At 50.8% G+C, this 23,324-nt stretch carries 21 protein-coding genes; 5 read left to right on the top strand and 16 right to left on the bottom strand.

Translation table 11 applies throughout. The annotated features are described in order from the left end of the window. Positions 1-6: 6 nt before the first annotated feature. From WC593_05035 to WC593_04975, 13 genes are all read right to left on the bottom strand, one after another. Positions 7-972 (bottom strand): transporter substrate-binding domain-containing protein, encoded by a 966-nt coding sequence (locus WC593_05035; protein ID MFA4824505.1) that lies wholly within the window; start codon positions 970-972, stop codon positions 7-9. Between the two features lie 245 nt (positions 973-1,217). After that, a complete protein-coding gene (gene sucD, locus WC593_05030; protein MFA4824504.1) occupies positions 1,218-2,093 on the bottom strand; it encodes a succinate--CoA ligase subunit alpha in 876 nt (291 codons plus the stop codon). Beyond that, positions 2,090-3,175 carry an ATP-grasp domain-containing protein gene (locus tag WC593_05025; protein MFA4824503.1) on the bottom strand — a complete coding sequence of 362 codons (1,086 nt, stop codon included), beginning with the start codon at positions 3,173-3,175 and terminating at the stop codon, positions 2,090-2,092. The genes sucD and WC593_05025 overlap by 4 nt, the downstream gene beginning before the upstream one ends. Further along, positions 3,172-3,702: a 2-oxoacid:acceptor oxidoreductase family protein gene (locus tag WC593_05020; protein MFA4824502.1), complete on the bottom strand. Its 531-nt coding sequence runs from the start codon at positions 3,700-3,702 to the stop codon at positions 3,172-3,174. Before WC593_05020 ends, WC593_05025 begins: the two co-directional genes overlap by 4 nt. Next, entirely contained in the window at positions 3,699-4,487 is a 789-nt protein-coding gene (locus WC593_05015; GenBank protein ID MFA4824501.1) for a thiamine pyrophosphate-dependent enzyme, read from the bottom strand. Before WC593_05015 ends, WC593_05020 begins: the two co-directional genes overlap by 4 nt. Then, a complete protein-coding gene (locus tag WC593_05010; protein ID MFA4824500.1) occupies positions 4,484-5,584 on the bottom strand; it encodes a 2-oxoacid:acceptor oxidoreductase subunit alpha in 1,101 nt (366 codons plus the stop codon). The genes WC593_05015 and WC593_05010 overlap by 4 nt, the downstream gene beginning before the upstream one ends. Then, positions 5,581-5,853, bottom strand: coding sequence for a ferredoxin family protein (locus tag WC593_05005; protein ID MFA4824499.1), 273 nt, complete (start codon positions 5,851-5,853; stop codon positions 5,581-5,583). Before WC593_05005 ends, WC593_05010 begins: the two co-directional genes overlap by 4 nt. A gap of 76 nt (positions 5,854-5,929) precedes the next feature. Next, positions 5,930-6,493 carry a FumA C-terminus/TtdB family hydratase beta subunit gene (locus tag WC593_05000; GenBank protein ID MFA4824498.1) on the bottom strand — a complete coding sequence of 188 codons (564 nt, stop codon included), beginning with the start codon at positions 6,491-6,493 and terminating at the stop codon, positions 5,930-5,932. Beyond that, positions 6,490-7,326 (bottom strand): fumarate hydratase, encoded by an 837-nt coding sequence (locus tag WC593_04995; GenBank protein MFA4824497.1) that lies wholly within the window; start codon positions 7,324-7,326, stop codon positions 6,490-6,492. Before WC593_04995 ends, WC593_05000 begins: the two co-directional genes overlap by 4 nt. Positions 7,327-7,559: 233 nt before the next feature. Continuing rightward, complete coding sequence (locus WC593_04990) at positions 7,560-12,302, bottom strand: ATP-binding protein (protein ID MFA4824496.1); 4,743 nt, start codon at positions 12,300-12,302, stop codon at positions 7,560-7,562. A gap of 630 nt (positions 12,303-12,932) precedes the next feature. Next, positions 12,933-13,520 carry a hypothetical protein gene (locus tag WC593_04985; protein ID MFA4824495.1) on the bottom strand — a complete coding sequence of 196 codons (588 nt, stop codon included), beginning with the start codon at positions 13,518-13,520 and terminating at the stop codon, positions 12,933-12,935. A gap of 409 nt (positions 13,521-13,929) precedes the next feature. Continuing rightward, positions 13,930-14,271, bottom strand: a complete 342-nt coding sequence (locus WC593_04980; GenBank protein MFA4824494.1) for a nucleotidyltransferase domain-containing protein — start codon at positions 14,269-14,271, stop codon at positions 13,930-13,932. Next, the gene (locus WC593_04975) at positions 14,241-14,630 is read right to left on the bottom strand and encodes a HEPN domain-containing protein (GenBank protein MFA4824493.1); all 390 of its coding nucleotides are present in this window, start codon (positions 14,628-14,630) and stop codon (positions 14,241-14,243) included. The genes WC593_04980 and WC593_04975 overlap by 31 nt, the downstream gene beginning before the upstream one ends. Positions 14,631-15,158: 528 nt before the next feature. Between WC593_04975 and WC593_04970 the strand changes: the two genes are divergently transcribed. Continuing rightward, positions 15,159-15,905 (top strand): class I SAM-dependent methyltransferase, encoded by a 747-nt coding sequence (locus WC593_04970; GenBank protein MFA4824492.1) that lies wholly within the window; start codon positions 15,159-15,161, stop codon positions 15,903-15,905. A 568-nt stretch (positions 15,906-16,473) separates the two neighbouring features. Next, positions 16,474-16,716 (top strand): type II toxin-antitoxin system MqsA family antitoxin, encoded by a 243-nt coding sequence (locus WC593_04965; protein MFA4824491.1) that lies wholly within the window; start codon positions 16,474-16,476, stop codon positions 16,714-16,716. A 239-nt stretch (positions 16,717-16,955) separates the two neighbouring features. Here the strand turns inward: WC593_04965 and WC593_04960 are convergent, their stop codons facing one another. From WC593_04960 to WC593_04950, 3 genes are all read right to left on the bottom strand, one after another. Next, a complete protein-coding gene (locus WC593_04960; GenBank protein MFA4824490.1) occupies positions 16,956-17,414 on the bottom strand; it encodes a hypothetical protein in 459 nt (152 codons plus the stop codon). Positions 17,415-17,843: 429 nt separating this feature from the next. Then, positions 17,844-20,615, bottom strand: a complete 2,772-nt coding sequence (locus WC593_04955) for an HAD-IC family P-type ATPase (protein ID MFA4824489.1) — start codon at positions 20,613-20,615, stop codon at positions 17,844-17,846. 377 nt (positions 20,616-20,992) lie between these two features. After that, a complete protein-coding gene (locus WC593_04950) occupies positions 20,993-21,430 on the bottom strand; it encodes an isoprenylcysteine carboxylmethyltransferase family protein (GenBank protein ID MFA4824488.1) in 438 nt (145 codons plus the stop codon). A 322-nt stretch (positions 21,431-21,752) separates the two neighbouring features. On the opposite strand from WC593_04950, the gene WC593_04945 reads away from it, so the two are divergent. The 3 genes from WC593_04945 to WC593_04935 all read left to right on the top strand — a co-directional run bounded on the left by WC593_04945 (position 21,753) and on the right by WC593_04935 (position 23,321). Next, the gene (locus WC593_04945) at positions 21,753-22,436 is read left to right on the top strand and encodes a RibD family protein (protein MFA4824487.1); all 684 of its coding nucleotides are present in this window, start codon (positions 21,753-21,755) and stop codon (positions 22,434-22,436) included. A gap of 379 nt (positions 22,437-22,815) precedes the next feature. Continuing rightward, positions 22,816-23,049, top strand: coding sequence for a hypothetical protein (locus tag WC593_04940; GenBank protein ID MFA4824486.1), 234 nt, complete (start codon positions 22,816-22,818; stop codon positions 23,047-23,049). A gap of 5 nt (positions 23,050-23,054) precedes the next feature. Continuing rightward, positions 23,055-23,321 carry a hypothetical protein gene (locus WC593_04935; GenBank protein MFA4824485.1) on the top strand — a complete coding sequence of 89 codons (267 nt, stop codon included), beginning with the start codon at positions 23,055-23,057 and terminating at the stop codon, positions 23,319-23,321. Positions 23,322-23,324 lie beyond the last annotated feature (3 nt).

The following is a 23,324-nucleotide window of genomic DNA, read 5'->3' as shown; positions in this document are numbered from 1 at the left end:
CCCTTCCTAAACGGGGATATACCCGAGGGCACTGGTATTAAACCGGGTTGTTTCTGTCACGAGATCCTGCCCATAGTATTGCTGTGAGAACTTAAGCAGCGTGCCGTCCTGATTCATCTCCCGGATAATACCGGTTACTTTCCTGACAAACGAGAGCGGGTCCCTGCCGCTCTTTTTGTCCACTGCTGCACCGTCGTAGTCATAAAAAACGGGCCTGCCCAACTGCCTGAGGGGCATACCATTTTTCATCGCGTCCTCACCAAGGGGCTGGTTGGTGAGAACACCATCCAGCTTCACACCATCCCCGAGAGCAAGGTCTCCCAGGGCAACGGCTTCATTCTCGTAGGCCACAATAGTGGCATTTTTGATCGCGAAGTCAATCTTCTGGCCGGGCAGGTCGAGCGTGCCTTCCAGGTAACGTTCAAGAATGCAGCCGGCGCATACTCCGACCTTCTTTCCTGACAGATCGCCGGGGTTTGAATAGGCGGTATTGTTCTTATTCACAAAAATGCTCACCGGACCGGCATAATACGGCTGCGTGAAGTACATCACCTTCATGCGTTCCGGCGTAATAGCCAGCGACCCGATGTGGATGTCCCACCGGTCGGACCAGCTGCCGCTGATGATCTCGGTTCTTGTCGGCGTGACAAAACAGGGTTCAACACCGAGCCTCCGGGCGATCTCCACCGCGACGGCGATATTGTAGCCGGTGAATTCATCTGCGGTATATTCGTTCCGGGTGCATTTTGTGCCCGCAGTGCGGATACTCCCGGGTATTAATTCTGAATTGGGAGGATAATCCGAATCCGTAGCGATAACCAGCTTGCCGCGGGCCATTATTTCGGCGAGCTTGTCATCCGGTGGAACAGGGACGGGAGCAGCCAGCAGGGGCAGGACAAAGGAAACCACGACGATACAGCAAAGGAGTAATAAAAAAATGATTCCTGCCACATATATGCGCCGGGAAGACATGTCGGGATTCCTTTATTCTTTTTCCTGCCAGGCTTTGCGACGGTATTATTTTTTAAGCCGGGAAAAACTCAAATTCATATAAGACGAGTCATTATTTACCCATTTCTATTATTAATCCGGGTGCACCGTCATGACTCTGCTCTCTGCCGCCCGTGAAGATCTGAAGTTCCGGTTTTATCGGATATCCGGGTGTCCTTCGATACTGCCACCGGAAAATAACCGGGGAAAAAAGAAATTTAAAAAAATCAGCACCCGCAGAAGAGCTTCCGGACCATATCCGGAATCTCCGAGGGGCGGGATGCAACCGGCACGCCGTTCTTCTTGAGCCGGGCGATCTTGGAGCGGGCATCGCCTTCGCCACCCTCCACGATCGCACCCGCGTGCCCCATCCGCTTGTCGGGCGGTGCTGATATGCCGGCGATGTAGGCAACGATCGGGAGGTCTGTGCATTTCGCCCCTTCCTCTTCGAGGTTGCCACCCACTTCGCCGATCAGCACGACCGCCTTGGTCTGCGGATCGTGCTCGAACTGTTTGAGCACGTCCACGAAAGTCTGGCCGATCACCGGGTCGCCGCCGATCCCGACCACCGTGCTCTGGCCGATACCGGCCCGGGTGAGTTCGTCCACGACTTCATACGTGAGAGTGCCGCTCCGGGAGATGACACCGACATTCCCGCGTGAGAATAATCCCGAGGGCATGATGCCCATCTTGACTTCTCCGGGAGAGAGGAGCCCGGGACAGTTGGGGCCGATGACCGAAGAACCCTGCATGGTTGCGTACGCGACTGCCTTCATCGTGTCGTGCACGGGAATGTGCTCGGTGATGCAGACGATCGTCTCGATACCGGCATTTGCCTCCTCCATGATGGCATCGGCTGCTGCACCGGCGGGCACAAAGATGACGCTGGCACCGATATCGTGCTCGCCCATCGCTTGCCTGACCGTATTGTAGACGGGGACACCGTGCACCTGCTGGCCACCCTTGCCGGGAGTGACTCCCGCAACAACACCCCTGCCGCCGACTTCGCGGGCATAGGCATTCATGAGCCCGATGTGGAACTCGCCCTGTTTGCCGGTGGCTCCCTGCACGAGAATCCCCGTTTTCTTATCGCCGTAGATCATGCGGTCACCTCGACTGCCTTCTTGACCACAAGGTCCATGGTCGGGAGCATCTCGTAGCCTTTTTCGGTCAGGAGACGCCGGCCCTCTGCTTCGTTGGTGCCCGCGAGCCGGACGATCACTTTCTGGGAGATGCCGGCCGCGATGATGCCCTTTGCCACCTCGTCGCACTTGGTGATCCCGCCCAGCAGGTTCACGACAATGACTTTGACGGTCGGAACACTCGCAACGAGTCGCACCGCGTGCATGACCCGCTCGCTCTCGGCACCGCCACCTACATCGAGGAAGTTTGCGGCTTTTCCGCCATAGAACTCGATCAGGTCAAGGGTGGACATCGTGAGCCCGGCACCGTTACCGATCACACCGATTGCCCCGTTGAGTTCCACGTACGAGAACCCGTGCTTCTCGGCTTCTCGTTCGCGGTCGGTGAGATCCCGGTTGACCGTGAAACCCTGCCGTCCGAGCGCATTGTCGTCAACAATGATCTTCGCATCGGCCGCAAAGACTCCCTGCGGGGTGGTGACGAGCGGGTTGATCTCGGCGAGCAAAGCGTCCTTTTCCAGGAAGACCCGGTAGAGCTTGTTGATGATGGGCATGATCTCTTTTGGGGCTTTTCCTGCGAGCTCCCGGAGCATGAAGGGCGGGAGATCCCGCATGAGGGGGTTCGCGATCACTTTTTTTATTGCACCGGGATTTTCCTTTGCGGTGATCTCGATATCCACGCCACCGGCTTCCGTGAAAAGAATGAGCGGCTGCTTGCTGGAGCGGTCAACCGTGATCGAGAGATAGTACTCGTGCTGGATATCGAGCCGCTGCTCGGCAAGGATCTCTTTGACCGGGAGCCCCTTGATCTCTCTTTTGAACAGCGCTTCTGCGGTAGCGACAGCGGTCTTCTTATCCGCCATCAGGATACCACCGGCCTTGCCCCGGCCGCCGACATCCACCTGTGCTTTCAGGACAATCTTATCGCCGAGCGCATCGAGATGTGCCGGTAATTCTGCTGCTGTACGGATCAGGAATCCTGCCGGGACGGGGATCCCGAACTCCTTAATGACGTTCTTTGCCTCATGCTCACGTAACTTCATGGTTGCTTTCCCAGCTGCAGGCCGAGCTGCATGGCTTTCAGGTTGAGATCCTCGGTTCCCTTGGGCACGGAATCGAGGATGGCTTTTTTAAGTGATTCCTCGCTCACGACATGGGTTGCGGCAACGAGGGCCCCGAGCATCACGATGTTTGCCACAATGTCTTTTTTGAGCGTCAGTTTAGCTTCCCGGGTGGCCGGGATCTCGATGCACCGGCACTTCGGCCGGGAGTGGACGAGGGTGGAATCGACCAGCATGATCGAGGGGTCTTCGGCCACGGCCCCGTACTTCTCGAAGCCTTCCTGCGACATGATCAGGTAGATGTCGGGGGTGGCTACCTTAGGGTAGAGGATGGGATCATCGTCAATGATCACCTGGCTCATCGAGGCCCCGCCCCGGGCTTCCGGCCCATAGACCTGCGTCTGGACGGCATACTTGTTGTCGTACATGACAGCAGCCCTCCCGATAATCACTGCCGAGAGGATGATCCCCTGGCCGCCAAACCCGGAGAACCGCACTTCGTGCCTCATGGCTTTACCCCCATGGCCGGCCGCTTCCGCCGGGTGATCTCCCCGACAATGTACATATCTTCGGGGATATGCTCGTGATTCTCCAGCATCCGGTCGCGTTTTGCTTTCAGGAGCGAGTGCGAACGGAGGTACTCGACATGGTCTGCCACCTGCCGGAACTTGTTCCGGCGCCCGAATGCGGTGGGGCACTGGACCAGCGCCTCGATGAACGAGAAGCCCGGAGTCTCGAGACCGGCCTTGACCGCCTTCTCCAGTTCCTTGACGTGGTACGAGGTCCAGCGGGAGACATAGTTGGCTCCCGCAGCCGTTGCGAGTTCGCAGAGATCGAACGGGGTCTCGGCACACCCGTAGGGGGTTGTGGACGAGAGGCAGCCTTTGGGCGTGGTCGGGCTGCCCTGCCCGCCGGTCATACCGTAGATCTGGTTGTTCATGCAGATGACCGTGAGGTCGATGTTGCGCCGGCAGGCATGGATGAAGTGGTTGCCGCCTATGGCAGCCATGTCGCCATCGCCGGTAAAGACGACCACGTGCAGGTCCGGGTTTGCCATCTTGACACCGGTGGCAAAGGCGATCGCCCGCCCATGGGTGGTGTGGAGCGAGTCGGTGAGGATGTAACCGGGGGCCCGCGAGGAGCAACCGATGCCGGAAACAAAGACGGTCTCTTCCTTCTTCCAGTCCATCTGCTCGATCGCTGCGAGCGTGCAGTTGATGATCGTACCATTGCCGCAGCCGGCACAGAAGATATGCGGGAGCCGGTCCTGCCGGTACCAGTCCTCGTAGCTCATGGGTGCGCCTCCAGGACTGCAATGAGTTCTGCGGGAGTATGCAGTTCGCCGCCGATCTTGGGGATGCTGACGACCGGCACCTTCACGTGCCGCTCGATCTCGCGAGCCATCTGGCCGAGGTTCATCTCCGGGATAAAAAACGCCTTTGCGTTCTTGAACTCCGCAAGGGCCTTCTCCGGGAATGGCCAGACCGTGCGGATCCTTAAGAACCCGATGTCCTTGTCCTTGAGGTCATGCATCACCTGCTGGACGGTCCGCACCGGTCCGCCGTAGGCGATGAAGACCCGGCGGGCGTCAGGGTTGATGATATCGTAGTCCGCCATATCGTCACGGGCGTTCTCGATCTTGTCAACGAGGCGCTGCACCAGGTTCGCGTGCAGCTTCGGGTTCGTTGCCGCCGGGTAACCCCGCTCATCGTGGGTGAGCCCGGTGACATGGACATGGTGGCCCCTGCCGAACTGGGGAAAGCCGGGGACGAGATCCGCATCTGCTTTAAACGGCAGGGTACCGGGAACGAGGGGTTTTCGCTCAACCCGCTCAACCGTGTCGGGGATAATGATCTTCTCCCGCATGTGCCCGACCGTCTCGTCTGCCATGAGAAAGACCGGCACGCGGTACCTGTCAGCGAGGTTGAAGGCCTTCACCGTCAGCTCGTACATCTCCTGCACGGTTGCCGGGCAGAGAGCAATGATCGCTATATCGCCGTGGGAGCCGAACCGCACCTGCATCATGTCGCCCTGGGCCGACATCGTGGGCTGGCCGGTGGAGGGACCGCCCCGCTGGACGTTGATGACCACGCAGGGAGTCTCGGTCATGACGGCATACCCGATGTTCTCCATCATCAGGGAGAAGCCGGGGCCGCTCGTTGCGGTCATGGCACGGGCGCCGGTCCAGGCAGCGCCGATGATCGAGGCCATCGAGGCGATCTCGTCTTCCATCTGGATAAAGACCCCGCCTTTCTTCGGGAGCTTGGCTGCCATGTGTTCGGCAACTTCCGTGGAGGGGGTGATCGGGTACCCGCCAAAGAAATTGCATCCTGCTGCCAGTGCGCCCTCTGCACAGGCAGTATTTCCCTGCCAGAATTCAGTCCGTGTCAATATTCAATCGCCACCTTATGGGGTTCGTACGGTTCTTCCTCGATCCAGTGAATCGCCTGGTCCGGGCAGGTGAGCTGGCAGACCCCGCAGAGCTGCCGGCCATAGAGTTTCTGCAGCCGGCAGTTAGCGCAGCGCTCGGGACGGTCAAGTTCCGGTATGGCTACCCCTTTGCGGTTGAGCCGTTTGCCTTCCCGGAAGATCTTGTACGGGCAGACCTTTGTACAGAGATTGCAGCCCTTACACCGGGTCTCGTCAATGGCGAGTTTCATGGAAAATATCCTAAGGTATTATGTGACCGCTGGAATGGAAAAAACCTGTTCTTTATACCTGTCCTGCCGGAAGCGTTCATGACTTCCGGTACCGGGCATATTCTGCTTCCGCGTGTTTGCTGACATCCCCGAAGATGTCGTTGCCCTGCGCATCGATCCCCACCACGAGCGGCAGCCGGTCGAGTTCGATCACCCACACGGCTTCCGCCATCCCGAGATCTTCGAAAAAGACTTCTTTGAGGGTCATGCGATCCGCTGCAAGGGCTGCACACCCGCCGGTGAACGCGAGGTACACCCCCCTGCCTTTCAGCTGCTCCCGCACGCGCGTTCCCATGCCGCCTTTCCCGATGAGCGCCCGCACTCCCTTGTCGAATAAGAAACCCGAAAGTTCGTTCATCCGGGCGGAGGTCGTAGGCCCGGCAGCTACCACCCGCTTGTCCTGTATCACCGGGCCGCAATGGTAGATCACCGCACCCTGCGGATCGAACGGGATACCCTCTTTCTGCATGCGGAGGTGCGCCTCGTCACGGGCCGTATACACGACACCCGAGAGTTCGACATGATCCCCCGCGTGGAGGGCGAGCACTTCCTCTCCAAGCGGCGTGCGAAGCTGCACGGGTTTTGCAGTCTTCGCGCTCATAGCAGCACCTCCACCGTTGCATGCCGGTTCGCCCAGCACTGGATGTTCACCGCAACCGGCAGCGAAGCCGTGTGACACCCGGCGGTCTTGACCTTGACTGCCAGTGCCGTGAAGTCGCCGCCCAGGCCCATCGCACCGATGCCGAGCCGGTTCACTGCCGCAAGAATCCCGCGTTCGTACTCCGTCATCTGGTCGAGAGGTTGGAGGAGCGCTTCCTTTGCCATCGCGGCTGCCCCGTCAAAGGTCCCGCCGATACCGACACCGATTACGATGGGCGGGCAGGGCCGGGAACCCGCGAGGTAGACCGTCTCGACAACGAATTTCTCGATCTGGCCCACCTGCGAGGGGAGGAGCATCCCGATCCGTGACATGTTTTCTGCACCCGCTCCCTTGGGGAGTACGGTGACGGTGAACTTTTCCCCGGGTTTGACGTGAATTGCCGGCATGCCGGCGCCGGTGTTGTCGTTGGTATTGTGACGGGTGATGGGATCCACCACGTTTGGCCGTAGCGGTACTTCTTTCGTTGCTTTCCGGACTCCCTCTGCTATTGCATTGTACAGATCCTGCGTGAGAGGGACATCCGGGGGGATGGTGAGGTAAATTACCGGGACGCCGGTATCCTGGCACATCGGGACGCCGAGTTTTTCGGCCATGCTGATGTTTTGTAAAATATTGGCAAACTCTCCGCGGGCTACCAGGGATGTCTCGGTGGCAGCGGCCTGCTCGATCACCCGGAGTACGTCCGGGGGCAGCCGGATGACGGCTTCGCGGTACGCCCGGAAGGTGGCGTCGGCGAGGGCTTCGTGAATACGGGTCTGGTCCGTAGACTTCATTCAATTATACTGATGATCGGGGAGTGATAAATACTGTGCTGGCGGGCACCCTTGATGACGATGTCTTTCATTTTGGTGCGGTACAAATTGGCATGGGGTATTAAAGAGGTGCGGGATGGGGTAAGAAAGTGAAAGGGGGTAACGAGTGTGATTGAGATGGGGATGTAAAAAAATTCTTGTTGGTACCAAATGGCAATACATAGATCAAAGATTCGGTAAATATTCAAACATAATCAAAAATTCTTTTGAAATTGGTCAAATGCAACAACCGCTGAATTATCTTTTATTCGATCATAGAAATGCGCCGGGATTTCATTTGGCATCGAATATTCTGAAAACAATGAATTTAGATACTCTTGAATTTCTATCCAAATCCCTATTATTTGATTCTTTTCAAATAATTGAGAAATAACCTCGTTAATTCGCATTGCTACCATCAAATAGTATGGATAATTCGATGTTAAATCCGAATAAACAGTTTCGTAGAAGATCTCTTTCGCTTTTTCCGCATCAATTTTTGAAATTATTTTCATCGAATTTACTTTAGCACCATAATCAAGGGGAAGCCCATATCCCCCAAAGGGACAATTACGTATCGTTTTCAGACAAGCATTTTGCGCATTTTTTAAATCATTCAATTCGAATAGCCGTTGAGCCAATAAAACAGTCAGATCAGGATTTTCCGTGGTTGATAGAATTTTATTGATATCTTTTTTTGTGAATGAATTAAGATGTTTTAGAATTATGGGCTCCCATTTTCGTCGATATTTTAGTTCCGGTATTTTTGCGATTAAAAGTTCTGGAGTAATCGGATATTTAAGCAATTTCTTAGGAATTGAGTCATCAATCTGAACACTATTGGTATTAGTTGATTTGATTTCTGTTTCCAGATTTTTTATACTTAATTTGGAAAACTGAGGATTTATTCCCAAATTTTTAAGTTGATCCGCGATTATGAGTTTCCATTGAGGTTTATTTTTTTCAAATATTGACATTTCAATCGAATGGATAAAATGACGAGTAATTTTACGTCCCAATTTGACATCTTGTTGAAAAGCTCTGGTGATTATCACCTCTATTATCTCTCGATAAACTCCTTCTATTTCATCTTGACAAAATAAGAAGGAGTCCACGTACGGATTAACAGATTCAAGTGGGATATCTTCTTGACTTTTCAATATTTGTAAAAGATAATTGTATCTTGCTCTTCGTTGTGAGATGATATCTTTTTCAAGGAACCAATTTGTTAGAATTAGGCTATGTCTTGGACTCCAATTAAAAGTAATTTTTATTAATTCCTCAGCGGCGTATTCATCTGCTCTTTCTTCAACATAACCATGTAAAACTTGAATATAATTTACAAATTCCAAGGTTCGTTCAATTCTTTTATCTGTTTCGAGATTGTTTATGGTATCCAACCATTCAATCCATGAATTTAATTGGTAGTCTTTATGAAAACCTATGCTTAAAGAAGTCTGAAACATCTTTGACAAACATTCTTTCGACAAATCAAACTTTTTTAGATTATTCCATGAGGTGGCCTGGTTCAAAAATTCATGAACTCTGGCATATGTATCTGCATACTCATTCGGACGTTTCAATAACGCCATTTGCAACAGTAAAAGTTTATTCTCGCACCATTCTTTTTCGGCATGTCGATAATTGAGGACATTAATAACTTTTCTCCAAATATCAGAAGGCCAATATTTTTCGTTTTCTAAATTATCCCACTCCTCATCAAGTAATCTGCACAAGGAGTGAATAGCCTCAGGCCCATGTTTACTTACAGCATTGACCAGGAAATCGTAGAATTCGAGTTTTGAGTATGCGATAACAAAACCCGAATCTTGATCTTGGAAACGCGGAAAATAACTTTTGTAAAAAAATTTCAATATTGGAGATACTAATTCCGTAATTCGCGAAGCAGGCAAAAATTTTTCCTTGTCTCCCATTGTCGAGATATAGGTAATCGCGTAAAGATGTCTTTTAAATTCATCAGAGATTTCCGATTTCTCATCCCCCACCAATTGTAATATTTTTTCAGGAGAGTATTGCTCATTTAAATAAAAATTTACTCTAAGATAATAAATCAAATCCAAGAATGGAGATAAACCAGCTTTAGTTGAAAAGATTGAATTATTGATTTCTGGTAGAGGAACATTTTTCAGAAATTTTCTTGCAGTTTTCAAATCTTTATCAATCTCGCAAATTCCCAGAGCAACACGGGTTATTTTCCCGGGATTAAAAGTGTCGGAATTTGGATAAAGATAATCGAAACCTATGTCAGCTTTCCCCCATTCTAAAAATTCTTTTGCTCTATCGAAGTCATCATCTCTGAAACATATCTCCCATGAATTCCAGACTAAACTAAATTTCAAGGAATCAGCAAAAAAATGGTTATTTAATTCAGTTTGTATTCGTAAAACATCATCCCATCTTTTTTGTTTGACAAGTGAGATACCAAGGGCATGCAGAAGACTTTTTTGAAGTGATTTTACAGAACTATCATAATCTCTATCAGTGAAATTTGCCTTTTGCTGACACTTTTTAATCAATTCAACCGTTCTATCTAAATCTCTAAAATAGCTGGCGGATCTTGCCCACTCAATTAAAATTGAGGGGTTCTCATATTTTTGAGGATTTTCTATTGGTTCGGCAGCGTTTAAAATTTCGATTGGTTCAGACAATTCAAATATTTTTTTAGCCTGCGCAGAACGTCCTTTAATTTTTAGTTCTCTTGACAATTTGAGAGCAATTTCATTTTTTATTTTCAGTTGGTTGCCAGAAAGTATATGCTTTAATGGAATTCTTTCGTCAGCTTCTAATAACGAGTAAAGAAGCCTGAAATATAAGACTTCTTTGATGTATCCATCCCTCTGCTCAAATTCGGATCCGAGGAAAATAAATCGTATAAATGCAACAATATCTTTCTGTTCTCTAGCTGCATTCAATGCTAAGTCAATATCCTCACGTATTTCGTAGATTGGACGGAAACTACGCATTTGTTCTTCAAAACGGATCCTTGTAGCAATCTCAATAATTTTTTGATATTGTTGAGCACGACTTCTGTAAAAGACTTCATCCCATGAATGAATTGAATTACACGGCGAATCGGAAGACTTTTCGGCTAATTTTTTATAAAACTTAATTGACATTGAGGGATTGACATTTCCCGGATCAGATTCGCTCGTTCGCTCAAAAACAAATCGCTTAAAACTATTATGAAAAAATGACCACGTGTTATTATCTTCCTTTTTGAAATAATGAGAAAATTTATTTCTTAAATTTACTATTGATAAACCGTCATACCAGGTTTCAACCCATTGAAGATCGATATCTCCCTTACACCGCGATATTAAACCCAGCAACTCGAATAATTTTGAATCGTCATAAATATCATCGAAGTAGGACTGGTATTGTAGTTCAATATTACCTTCGTAAGCCTTCGTATCATCTAAGACTAAGGCAATTTCAGCAGTACTTTTCACTTCGGTTATCTTGTTCAGGATATATTTCAAAGCCAAGGGATGACCTGACGAGAGGGAAAAGATTTTTGTGATCTGGTCCTCATTTGGAGAGTATCGAAGATGAGAATTTGTTATTATCTCATAGGTCGCTTGATGACTAAGAGGTTTCATCTCAATTTTACGATTTCTTATGTCGGCACGAATTCTGGAACTGAAAATTGTTTCGGTCTGGCTTCCCAAGATAAAAATTATCCCGTCGGGAATCGACTCAGGAATTGGCAAATCAATAAGTAGAGAATGGACAGGACGCTGTTCCCGAGTAATGTGATCTAAACCATCAACAAGAAAGAGAGTTTTTCGACCGGTTTTTTTCCAATCTTCATTAAGAATTCTCATCTGATCGAAGAATCTTCTCAAGAGTACTTCTCTGTCTAATGAACTGATACTTCCACCCGGCGAAAAGCCTTCTTTCTCCAATTGAAGTGTAATGTCATGTAGGAAATTTTTCGATTCTCCGCGAAGATTTATTGGTTCGATGGAGTCGGGGATAAATGAATAATATTTGATAACACGTTCTTCGCGGTTTTTTAGCACTTGCGTCAAGAAAGTCGATTTTCCAGATCCTGGGGTTCCAATTACTGCAATATATCCTTTAGTGGTTTTGCTGATTAGGAACTCGAGATTATTGTCTAATCCTTCGATCGGACGGTATTGAGCATCGTCAACTCGAAAATTTTGAGCATTAATTAAATCGTATCTTTCCGCCCATCCCAATTTTCTAAGAAGTTCTCCAACACTTAGTTCAACAATCATCATCGGATCAGCAACTGATAAAAAAAGAAAGTGTAAAATCTGGGAGATTTCATTTTTTATCGCTTGTCTTTCAAGATCGTTATATTCTTCAAATTCTGGAATTTTATATCCAAAATCTAATTCACAATTTCGGACGAATTCAAAAAATTCATCGTCAGTTAACTCTGACGCTCGTTGAAGTTTTTCCCACACAGGTTTCCAGTTGGGGGGAATATCAGATTTTGTCTTGAACGTGGAATCATGTACATTTTTCCAAATATGCGCTATAAATCCAGCAAAATGATTTGTCTCTGAGGAGTCAATTTTTTCAATTATTTTTCCTTTTGGCGATGGACGATCACGAGTGACGAGATGGACAATAATTTTTTTATCTGGATATCTTGCTTTCAGTTTTTTCCAGCCATCTGATAGTTGGTTAATTAGACATGGACTTCCATTTTTTTGAGAAGTTACTAGATAATTGAAAGTTAGCAATCCCGGATATGTACTCCATTTAATCTGGAACGCATCTATTTGGGAAGAAGTTTGAAGTTGAAAATCGTCAACTCTGCCCGCATTTGGATCTGCAATTCGAATAAATTGAAGGGTTTTTTGTTTAATTGCGTGATGTATTTTTACTGCTTCAATCTCATATTGAGCTTTGTAACCGCTTATTGCACGTCGCTCCCCCATCGCAGGTGCGGTTTGCTGTTGCATTGAGGTAGTGTGGATTTATTCACTAAAAATCATTATCGATTGGATATTGTTATTTTGTTAAGATAGCGAATTTTTTTTGCCGATTCGTGAGCAAAACACATATTTAATATATAAGGATACTAAACAAAATCCTTGAGAAAGTATGGTAGTATGTGGCAAATGCAATACGGATATCACATGCGCTCGTTGTGAAGGGTCTGGGAAAATTCGAGAAATTGTTGGTCTTGACATTCGTGTAAAAACATGTCCCGTATGTGAGGGGTGGGGGAAAGATCGCAATCATAAATGTCCTAAAAGTAATAGTGTTAGAACCAGACGAACCGGACCAAAAGGAAATGTTATCATTAATATCAACAATAAGAACAAAAATACCAGATAAAATAAATCAACATATAAACTCCCTTTTGCCTGGGAACTGCATTACCAATCTTTGGCACGACCCGCATACTTAGCACTTCTCAGTGCCCCCGGTCCCGGCAATTGACGACGGGTCCAGTACTAGACTCGGTTCCAGGTCCGCCCAATCAGTACCAGCCCGGCCCCGCCCCACCGCATGCGGCCGCCAGGGGATCCCGGAGGGAACAATTCAGCGCGAGTAAAGCGGAGAATCACCGAAGAGAGAGAGGAATTTTATTCTCCCGATTCAACAATGGGCAGGCCTTGTTCTTTCAGGATGGACAGCACCCGTGAGGAGTTCTCCACCGTGAAACCGATCGTCCACCACCCTGCTTTCAGCGTGGCAAAAAATGTCCTGTCGCGGGAAGGACGGTCCCAGTCCATCGGGAACCAAGTCCGGAAATCACCAGACCCCGCGATCCGCCATTTCCCGGTCCCGAGAGCCGTTTTTTTTACATCGATGCGGACAATATCCCGGAAATAAACCTGCCGGTCTGACAAAAAAAGGGGAAACGAATAATGGTGGAACGTGATCGAGTTCCCGGAGATGCTTACCAGAGGGTCCTGGTAGAGGACCGTTGAATCCACCGGTTTTTCTGATAACGCATCTGCCGGTGCCCGTATACCCGGATCCGGTGAACCGGCCCCTTTGCGAGCCCGCCGTATGATCCGCATGATTGTTAATGCAGAGCCGATACAGATGATTACCACCCCGGCGATAAGGAGCACGGGCCTACCGGTAATACCTCCGGCAACGAGGATGACAACTCCCAGGAATTCAATGATTATTCCGGGGAAAAAAACAAAATCATTCCAACTCATGGGTGCCCCACTCTGTTTGGATACTATTCCGGATGACCCTTGGTATTTTTCTTCTGCTTACAGGCATTGCCTTTCCTGACCTGCGGCCCTGGTCTTACCCCATCGGTAGGACCAGGATTCGGAAGTATTAATATCGTATTGCACCTGCCGTAACCATTCGTTGGAATTTGGTGCCATCTGGGAAACCTTTGACGCTCTCTATCTTCCCATATGTTTTCAGAGGAATAAATTGTTTCATCTTCATTTCCCGGTCTGTCTATACCGGCGCTGCTCAGTGCCCACGGTTCCGGCACCTGACGACGGGTCCGGAACCGGATCCGGTTCCGGGTCCGGCAAGCGAAAGAGAGGACGGGGCCGCACCAATGGTGAGCACGAAAAACGAGTCCCGGGAAAATCCCTCCCTTTAATTTCAAGCGGATGAAACCGTCGGCACAACAATTCCTTTTCTGAGCGTGCCTGCAATAAGGGACATCGGATCCCGGTATTCTTCCGGAGTCAAGGTAAGTACATCGAGGGCTACTTTGAATTTCCTGACGGTCTTTATTTCCGCATCTTTCGTCATGAGGGCCCGCTCAAAAATATCGCGGCCGGTAAAATCTTTGGAAATAATCGCGATGTCGATGTCACTTTCAGGAGTTGCGGTTCCCGTACTAAAAGACCCGAACAGGATAAGATCGTTAATATGGACGCCGTTTTCCCTCACCAGAGCTCTGAAAAAATTTACCGCTTCGAGGACTTGTGCGTCAACCATGTAAGTATCTCCTTTGTCTCGTGTAAGATCTTTTCCGTCTTTCCTTTGGTATATTGTTCAAGAACCACATCAAGGTTATGCGGATATCGTCCGGTAATGCCGATACGATTGATAACGAACAGGGATTCCATATACTCCTGAGGTACTTCCAGTTCGAGAACTTCAACAAGAAAGATCAGGCTGTGGGTCTTATCCGGATTGTCGTTGAATTTCTCAACGTAAAGAGCCTTCAGGGCTTTTTCGAGTGCGAGGTGACAGAAGAATATCACCGGAGGATAACGCCCGGCGGAGACGAGGGTTTCGGCAGTACCGAGATCATACTGTGCCTGTCGGAACCATTCGCCGGAATCGGGAGTCATTTTTTTGAAAAACCTCTTGCCGTTCTGTATCTTTGCGTATGTTGTAAGATGAATATATTGTTTCATCCTGCGGCCCCTGACCCGTCCGTACCAGCGTTGATCAGTGCCGCCGGTTCCGGCAATAGACGGCGGCCTCGGTACCAACCGGTTACGGGTCCGTAAATCAAAAAAAGTCCGGCCCCGCCCCACCGCACGCAGCCGTAGCCGGAGCAATCGCGACCATCCTCCGCAGAACCCGACCCGGCAATTCAGCGGATTATTTTCCGGCAGCCGGAAAATTTCCCGGGACTCCGGATGCAATCGCTCCGGATTTTTTCCGGCCGGAACCGGTACGAGCCGAAAACATTTTTGCCCGGGTTCCGGTTGTAGCAGAAAATTTCCCGGGCCAAAGCTCGCTCGCGCCGGTTTACACCAGAGCAACAACCAGGGAACGTTGAGGCTGTTGTGTGATAGTTAAAACCCTTATCCACAACAGTCACTAAAAGTATATTCCGGTTATTACCCAACTTAGTAAAAGGAGGTTGTGCATTGGACATCCCACGTATCTTCACCATTACCGAAAGTACTCACCGCATCCATAACCCGTTCACACCAGAAAATCTCGCCACTCTCGGCGCAGCATTGCGCCTGGAACCGGGGACTCGTGTGCTCGACCTCGGCAGCGGTTCGGGCGAGATGCTGTGCACCTGGGCACGCGATTACGGAATCATCGGCGTCGGCATCGACATGAGCCGGTTGTTCACCGAACAGGCGAAACTCCGCGCTGAAGAACTCGGAGTTGCCGATCAAGTCGGGTTCATCCATGGCGACGCTGCCGGCTACGTTGCCGACGAAAAGGTCGGTGTGGCAGCCTGTCTCGGTGCCACGTGGATCGGTGGGGGAGTCGCCGGCACCATCGGGCTTCTGGCAAAGAGTCTCCGCCCCGGAGGAATCATCCTCATCGGCGAGCCCTACTGGGTGAGGTTACCGCCGACGGAAGACGTTGCCAGGGGATGCGATGCCAGTTCTGTCTCCGACTTTCTCATACTTCCGGAACTTCTCGCGTCTTTTAGCGACCTCGACTACGATGTTGTGGAAATGGTTCTGGCAGACCAGGAAGGCTGGGACAGGTACGAAGCGGCCAAGTGGCTCACCATGCGCCGATGGCTCGAAGCGAATCCCCACGACGACTTCGTAAAAGAGGTCAGGGCCAGACTGACTGTGGAACCAAAACGCTACGCCGCGTACACGCGTGAATATCTTGGATGGGGTGTATTCGCGCTGATGGCGCGGTGATGTGAGGCAGCGGGGATATTTTGGCGGATTGTCAACGGCTGGGGCAGCTGAGCTACACCCGGCGGCTCGTCAAAATGTGAGTTCATGTTTAATTACGGAACACCCATGCAACAACCCGGGAACGTTGAGGCTGTGGGGGGATATATAAAACTCTAATCTGGTACAGCCCCTAAAATGAATACTCGCTTTTGACTCGTCGTATATACTCCTTTTTTCCGGATTGAAGGAAAATGTGCTCAAATCGTATTCGTTCTTTAACCCACGTTTCGTCGTAATACATCAGTACCGGCGCTCCTTAGTGCCCTTCGGTTCCGGCAGTTTACGACGGGTCCGGTACTAAATCCCCGGGTCCGCCCCATCACCACAAAGCCCGGCCCCGCCCACGCACGCTGCGAGTAAAGGAAGAGGGGTTTAGCAAGTCGAAATGTTCCGGCATCCGAACCGCAATGTAGATAATTACGGCAGTCAACCAGAAGACATAGGACCGTAGACGTGAAGCAATTGTTATCACGGCATACGAACCTGATCCTGACGTGTGGTCAGAAAATTTCTCAATAAGGAGGAAATCATGAAATGCGTAATCTGTAAACACGGGCAAACGAAAGAAGGCTTGACGACCGTCACCTTCGATCGCGACGGTCTTACCCTGGTTGTCAAGGAAGTTCCCGCCCAGGTCTGCACAAACTGCGGTGAGGACTACGTTGACGAGCACGTTGCTCATGAAATTCTTGGAATAGCAGAACGCATGGCAAAGAGCGGTGCGGTCGTGGATGTCCGGAAATACGTTGCCGGATCTGCCGGCAGCTGCTGATACTTTTTTAGATTGGTTTGTGATAACGATCAATCCGGCACCGGCCAAGCCTCATTGCCCTCGGTTCCTGAGAAGCAACGACGGCCTCGGTACCATCCGGCCCCGGGTCCGTCAATAAAAAATAGTCCGGGTCCGCTCCACCGCGTACAGCATCCATGCAGCCGTCCCATACGACTACAAAGGACCGGCTACCCTGTCATAAGATGAATGCTACGGGAAAAAAGGGGAGGTGGATCTCATCACTTCTGCCGGTTGAGTATCAGGAGGAAGGCCTTGGCATCCGGCCCGTCTTCGGCATACCCGAGTTCCATGGCGTCCGGCCCGGTCAGCATGCCGTCCGCAATGCCTCCCTCGGTGTCACCCATGAAGATCTCCCCGCGGGACGAGACGGTCCCGGAGAAATTTTCGGTATACTTCTTGCCGTCAGCCCTCACGTACTCCTTGGTACCGGTGAACGCGTGGCCTTTCTGTACCGAGATGTTGTACACCGCTGAGGTGTGTTCGCGGAACCCTTCGAGCTGGCTGTGCCCTACGGAGGTCCCGGTCCAGATGCCGGTTACCCCGGGAATAGGGGTGGTCGCTGTTACGGCCGGCGTGGCTGCCGGTGCTGCCGCGGGGGCTGCTGCCGGCGCTGTTGCCGTGCACCCGCAGGCAAGCACGGCAAGGATAAGTACAAGGATCGTGAATGCAGTTCTCATACACCCGACAATATAACGAGAAAGATGATAAGCATGGCGGAATTACCCGGGGGAACGGGTGGAGGGGACGATTTCATGCAAGGTTCATGGGGAGCGGGGGTCAGAACCAGCAATTGACGACGGGTCCGGTTCCAATCCGGTTCCGGGTCCGTCAATCACTGATAGGACGGGTCCGCACCACCGCACGCGGACTGACTGAGGAAAAGCAAATAAGTAAAAATTAGCCGTACGCTTCAGAGTGATGGACATATCTTTAGCAAAACAACAGCCGGTTCCTTCGCATCAATCTCGTACAACAAAACAAAATGCCCGATGTGTACTCTCCACAGTTCCTCGCACTGCATTCATGGAGATATAACGAAGTTTAGTGGCTGGAATGATACTATACCAAAAAAAAGATTAGCTCCGGTTTTGGGATTATTTCGTCTCTCACAGGGCAACGGGAGAATTCCTGTCTTTAGAACGGAGCACGGCTTTGAAGATCTCGCCAACGGCTAAAATGATCAGGCCGGGGATGAGACAGAGCACCCACTGGTACGGGGTAAGTGAGGTGGTCCCGAAGATATCCTGGAAGAGGCGGCTTTCTGTCATCAGGAAAGCCCCAAAGACAACCCAGAGATAGATGTAAACGAGCCGGGCGTTCGAAAATGTCGCGGTCTGGAAGGCGGTATCTTTCGGGAATCGCAGGTTCCATGCAAGGAAGATATTCATCAGCGAAAGAGAAACCAGCGCCATGGTCTGCCCGGTTTGTACAGAGCCGAAAGTGACCTTGCCCATATGGAAGAGATACAGCGCCATCGCGGCCATGAGCAAACCCACGACGAACAGCCGGATAAACATCCTTGTACTGATCAGCGGCTCATGGACTTTCCGGGGGGCCCGGTTCATGATCCCGGGTGACGCCATGTCGAGGCCGAACATAATGCCGATGGGTGCGACAACGAGCATGTGAATCCAGAGCACCTGGCCGGGGCTGAAGAGGGCAGTTCCGGCTATTGCAAAGAGCGAGGAACCCAGGAATGCCAGGATAAACATAAACAGGTTGGCGATCTGGATCCGCAGGAATTTCTGCAGGTTGTCGTACACCTTCCGGCCTTCTTCGATGGCGGCCACAATTGTCGCAAAGTTATCGTCGGTGAGGATCATCTTGGCCGCTCCCTTTGCAACATCGGTCCCTGTCATCCCCATCGCGATGCCGATATCTGCCGCCTTGATTGCAGGAGCGTCATTCACACCGTCGCCGGTCATCGCCACGATATTGCCTTTCTTTTTCAGGACATTCACCAGCCGGACCTTATGTTCCGGTGCGACCCGTGCGATAACCCCTATCTCATCGACCTGTCGTTCCGCTTCTGCATCGCTCAGTGCTGCAAATTCGGCACCGGTGACCGCCCGCCCTTCTATTCCCAGTTCCCGACCGATGGCCTCTGCGGTCACTGCATGGTCCCCGGTGATCATCCTGACCCGGATCCCCGCCTTTTTCGCCTTTGCAATGGAATCCTTTGCTTCCGCCCGCGGAGGATCGACCTCCCCGATAAGTGCAGTTACCACAAGGTCCTGTATCAGAGGGATGAGATCGGCCTTCGGATCGAAAGTTGCCGGGTCGAAATCACGCTGGGCAAACGCGAGCACACGCAATCCTCCACGGGCAATACGCTCGTTTTCCTCAAGGAACGTTTTCCTGTGCGCCTCCGTCAGTTCCTGCGCCGTTCCGTCCGGCCACAGGCTGTACGATGAGCGGGTCAGGATCACGTCCGGTGCCCCTTTCACGTAGGCACGGATGACCTCTCTTCCTGTTGCATCCTTCATGACATGGAAGGTGGCCATGAATTTATAGTCGGAATCGAAGGGAATACTGGCTATCCGGGGATAGTTTTCACGGAACTGCCTGACATCAACCCCACCTTTCTCTGCGAGGACATAGAGTGCCCCTTCCGTCGGGTCCCCGATTACCTGGCCGTCCCTGATCTCGGTATCAATGCAGAGCGCACAGGGAAAGAGAATGAAATCGAGATTTTCTTCACATTCCCCCTGCGTCCTCTGTATCTTTCCCGTAAAACTGTAGCCTTCCCCGGTAACCATGTAGCGATGTTTCACCGTTGATATCGTCCGGACCGTCATCTGGTTCATCGTCAGAGTCCCGGTCTTGTCCGAGTTGATCGCTGAAGTGGAACCCAGGGTCTCGACAGCGGGCAGGTTTTTGATGATGGCATTCTTCTTTGCCATTGCGACCGTGCCCATGGCGAGAATTGTGGTGACGACTGCCGGCAGGGCATCAGGAATCGAACCGATGGCGAGTGATATCCCAATGGTGAATAACGTCGTGAAAGACACACCCTGGGAGAGCCCGAGTACGACAATACTGATAAACGCGAACCCTGCCAGGCCGATAATAATGAGGGTGACGTTATTGATCTGCCGGGTAAGGGGACTCTTTTCCGCCTTCTGTTCCCGGAGCATGGTGGCGATATGGCCCACTTCGGAGCCCATTCCCGTGGTGGTGACCAGGATCTCCCCATGCCCCCGCGTCACGTTCGTGTTCATGAACGCCATGTTCAGCTGGTCACCGAGAGAGACGTCCGTTTTTGCCAGAGGGTCCGTGTTCTTCTCCACAGCGATGCTCTCTCCGGTAAGGGCAGATTCTTCTATCTGGAGCGTTGCCGAAACGATGACACGACCGTCGGCCGGGATGCGGTCACCGGCATCTACGATCACGATATCGCCGGGAACAACCTGATCGGCTTCAACCTGCACAACCCCGCCATCCCGCCGCACTTTGGCAACAATCTTCATCATCTTGTTGAGTGCCGCGACACTGGCCGCTGCCTTCGCCTCCTGGCGATAGCCGAGATTTGCGTTGAAGACGGTCAGGAGGAAAAGCAGTAAAAAAGTGTGATATTGGCGAATAAACAGGCTCACGATCGCCGCGATGACCAGGACGATCTGCATGTACGACGTATACTGCTCCAGGAAACGAAGCCAGGCAGATTTTTCTTTCTCCTCTTCAAGAATGTTTCTGCCATACAACTCAAGCCGGCGGGCGGCTTCAGCGGCACTGAGCCCTTTTTCCAGGGTTGTTCCAAGTTTTTTTGCGGCCTCATCGCTGCGTAGTCCGTACCAAATCTCTTTGGTAGCAGCGGTAGCGGAAGGCTGCCGTAGTTTGTCGGCCATGGTCGTGAAATTTCCCTTTTTATCCTTCATCTTCCCGGGTTCATTTCGCGAAATTCCCGTGCCGGGTCTGTTGCATGATGGCTGAGGAGTTGTGTGCCCTTTTTAGTTTTTCCCCTAGAGAGGCCCCGGTTTTTATCTTTTCCTTACTATTTCGAATTGAATTCGGGAACGCCATCTGTTCACATCCGGATTTTGATGAGAAACAAAACGGGAATTTATATTAAAAATATATAAAAGAATCGTGAAGATCTTTTTTTTTAGTTACTACCGCCCTAACTGCGTTCGGTGGAGGCCTCCGCTCCGCGGATAAATAACTGACCTGAACGTTGATGACAGTCGACACTGTTCGTCTCTACTTCATTCCACCCGCACACCATACGTTATACCCCACCGGAAAGCATACGGTGTTATATCCACCTCCGGACACTTTTTTTATACTCCCGGTACGGTTCCCCAAATATTTTTTCCAGCTTCCGCTCTTCGCCCGGAATAATGAAAAATTCGATCAATATAACGAAAATGACGGGAAATACAAGGGTGACCAGTGTTCCCAACAATACTGCGACACCTAAGAGGATTGATGCCATTCCCAGGTATATCGGATTACGGCTGATACGAAACGGGCCGGAGGTCACAAGCGACGTGGGTTCTTCAGACGGCTGCAGGGTTGTTGCATTTTTCAGGAATAATGAACGGCTGCAAAAAGCCAGAACAAGACCAAAGCCGATGATGAGAAACCCGGAATACGTCAAGGGAGGGGAAAGGAACACCAGAACAGGGAATACGAAATGCAGCAAAACCGACAGGACGAGCAGGATGATAAAATAATCTTGTCCGTCTGCCATAGATCCCACCGGTAATTTTTGTATTTTTTAGTATAGGGCGGTTAAACCCCATGAAACTAATCTCTTCATTCTCGTTTTCCTGGTATCAGGCCCGCTGTCAGTACCGGAGACTGGCGACGGCCACGGTACCATCCGGTTCCGGGTCCGTCAATCAAAGAGAGGATGGGTCCGCACCACCACCCTCGGCTATAATGGGAGAGGGTGACCAGCCTCCACTAAAAAAAAAATCTGGTTTCGCAGGTAAAAGCAGAATGTTAGTTTCACTCCGCACACCACGTTTTTATAATTCCCTGGCTGGAGAAATACCTCTAAGGAATTTTCTATGCTGCCAAAAGTCATTCTCCATACCGCTACAAGTCTCGATGGTCGTATAACCGGATTTCCGGCGGATCTTGAACTCTATTATGCGCTTGCTGCACAATGGAACCCCGATGCTATTCTTTTCGGTAGTGAAACGGTGCTTGCAGCAGCCCGGGACAATCCTGCGCTGGATATCCCCCCGGAGCATGAGGAGATGTTCAGACCTCCCCATGGACTCCCTGATCCCCGCCCGTTACTGGTCATCGCTGACAGCCGGGGAAGGGTGCGTTGCTGGGATGCAATACGGAAATGGCCCTACATGCGGGACGTTTTAGCTCTGTGTTCATCCTCAACCCCACAAGAATATCTGGATTTTCTCCGGGATGAAAAGATCGCAGCTATTGTAACCGGAGATGACCATATCGATATGCGTACCGCTCTGGATATGCTGAACCGGGATTACGGTATTAACACGATCAGGGCTGACAGCGGGGGGACCCTCAACAGTGTGCTCCTGCAGGCAGGGGTTGTTGATGAAGTGAGTGTCCTTATCCATCCGTATCTTGCAGGTGGTGCACCGGATCCAACTATGTTCGATCCCCATAAAGCCGGTTTTATGGATCTTCAGGTTCCCCTGCAACTTCTTAAAAGTGAGGTACTGGGGACGGGTATTCTATGGCTCCGTTATTCAGTGAAGAAAACCTGATACGCTATTCCTGAAAGATAATCTGGCAAACCTGATCGGAGTTCAACATTTTTTCCGGCATGAACGTGTGTTGTTTTGCCGTTCAATACCATTACTTTTCAGTGCCCCGGGGTTCCGGAGATTATCGAGAAGTCCGGTACCAATCCGGTTCCGGGTCCGTCAATCGCTGAGAAGACGGGTCCGCCCAGCCACGCATGCGTCCCGACCCCCCCTTACCTGCGCCCTTCAGTCCCCTCAGCAACCTGCCGGGATAATTGCATCGTGCCATACATTTAATAGGAAATCCTGTCAATCTTGTCAATATCACCATGCTGTACCAGCATGCCAATCATGAACTTTTTCGCGATACGGTTTTACCGATCGCCAGGGAGCACGTACCATGTCATCAGCAGAAGGAGAAATCGCGAATAAAAGAGTCGCCCTGACGCCGGGCACCTGGGCAACCCTCTCAAACCTCCGGAAACCGGGCCAGACATTCGACGATACAATCGCCGAGCTCATATCCGAGCACCAGCGCAAGCAGCTCATCGCAGATCTCGATGAGATCGATGCGACCGAAAAGACCGTAACGTGGGACAAGGCGAAGAAGGGTCTCGGCCTTTCAAAGACGTGATAAAAGTGAAGATACGGATCACAGAAAGGGCGATTAAGTTTCTCGAAGATATTCCCGACAAGGATCTTCGTATCGTAGGTGAACATATCGATCGTCTTGCTTACCATCCGCATGCGACAGGCGATATCAAGCGGCTCACTATGAAAAAAGAGCGGTACCGGATGCACGTGTCATACCGGTACACTATCTTCTTTTATCCTGATGGCGAGGAGATCATCATCAACGAGATCATGACCACGGAACAGGCGCATAAAAAGTACGGCAGGATCTAAACG

Source organism: Methanoregula sp., assembly GCA_041645435.1.
Taxonomy (GTDB): Archaea; Halobacteriota; Methanomicrobia; order Methanomicrobiales; family Methanospirillaceae; genus Methanoregula.
This window is presented reverse-complemented; position numbering and strand designations above follow the sequence as displayed.

Coding starts and splice junctions, on each gene's coding strand:
- WC593_05035 (MFA4824505.1), bottom strand. CDS start 972: ATGTCTTCCCGGCGCATATATGTGGCAGGAATCATTTTTTTATTACTC.
- sucD (MFA4824504.1), bottom strand. CDS start 2,093: ATGATCTACGGCGATAAGAAAACGGGGATTCTCGTGCAGGGAGCCACC.
- WC593_05025 (MFA4824503.1), bottom strand. CDS start 3,175: ATGAAGTTACGTGAGCATGAGGCAAAGAACGTCATTAAGGAGTTCGGG.
- WC593_05020 (MFA4824502.1), bottom strand. CDS start 3,702: ATGAGGCACGAAGTGCGGTTCTCCGGGTTTGGCGGCCAGGGGATCATC.
- WC593_05015 (MFA4824501.1), bottom strand. CDS start 4,487: ATGAGCTACGAGGACTGGTACCGGCAGGACCGGCTCCCGCATATCTTC.
- WC593_05005 (MFA4824499.1), bottom strand. CDS start 5,853: ATGAAACTCGCCATTGACGAGACCCGGTGTAAGGGCTGCAATCTCTGT.
- WC593_05000 (MFA4824498.1), bottom strand. CDS start 6,493: ATGAGCGCGAAGACTGCAAAACCCGTGCAGCTTCGCACGCCGCTTGGA.
- WC593_04995 (MFA4824497.1), bottom strand. CDS start 7,326: ATGAAGTCTACGGACCAGACCCGTATTCACGAAGCCCTCGCCGACGCC.
- WC593_04990 (MFA4824496.1), bottom strand. CDS start 12,302: ATGCAACAGCAAACCGCACCTGCGATGGGGGAGCGACGTGCAATAAGC.
- WC593_04985 (MFA4824495.1), bottom strand. CDS start 13,520: ATGAGTTGGAATGATTTTGTTTTTTTCCCCGGAATAATCATTGAATTC.
- WC593_04980 (MFA4824494.1), bottom strand. CDS start 14,271: ATGGTTGACGCACAAGTCCTCGAAGCGGTAAATTTTTTCAGAGCTCTG.
- WC593_04975 (MFA4824493.1), bottom strand. CDS start 14,630: ATGACTCCCGATTCCGGCGAATGGTTCCGACAGGCACAGTATGATCTC.
- WC593_04965 (MFA4824491.1), top strand. CDS start 16,474: ATGAAATGCGTAATCTGTAAACACGGGCAAACGAAAGAAGGCTTGACG.
- WC593_04960 (MFA4824490.1), bottom strand. CDS start 17,414: ATGAGAACTGCATTCACGATCCTTGTACTTATCCTTGCCGTGCTTGCC.
- WC593_04955 (MFA4824489.1), bottom strand. CDS start 20,615: ATGAAGGATAAAAAGGGAAATTTCACGACCATGGCCGACAAACTACGG.
- WC593_04950 (MFA4824488.1), bottom strand. CDS start 21,430: ATGGCAGACGGACAAGATTATTTTATCATCCTGCTCGTCCTGTCGGTT.
- WC593_04945 (MFA4824487.1), top strand. CDS start 21,753: ATGCTGCCAAAAGTCATTCTCCATACCGCTACAAGTCTCGATGGTCGT.
- WC593_04940 (MFA4824486.1), top strand. CDS start 22,816: ATGTCATCAGCAGAAGGAGAAATCGCGAATAAAAGAGTCGCCCTGACG.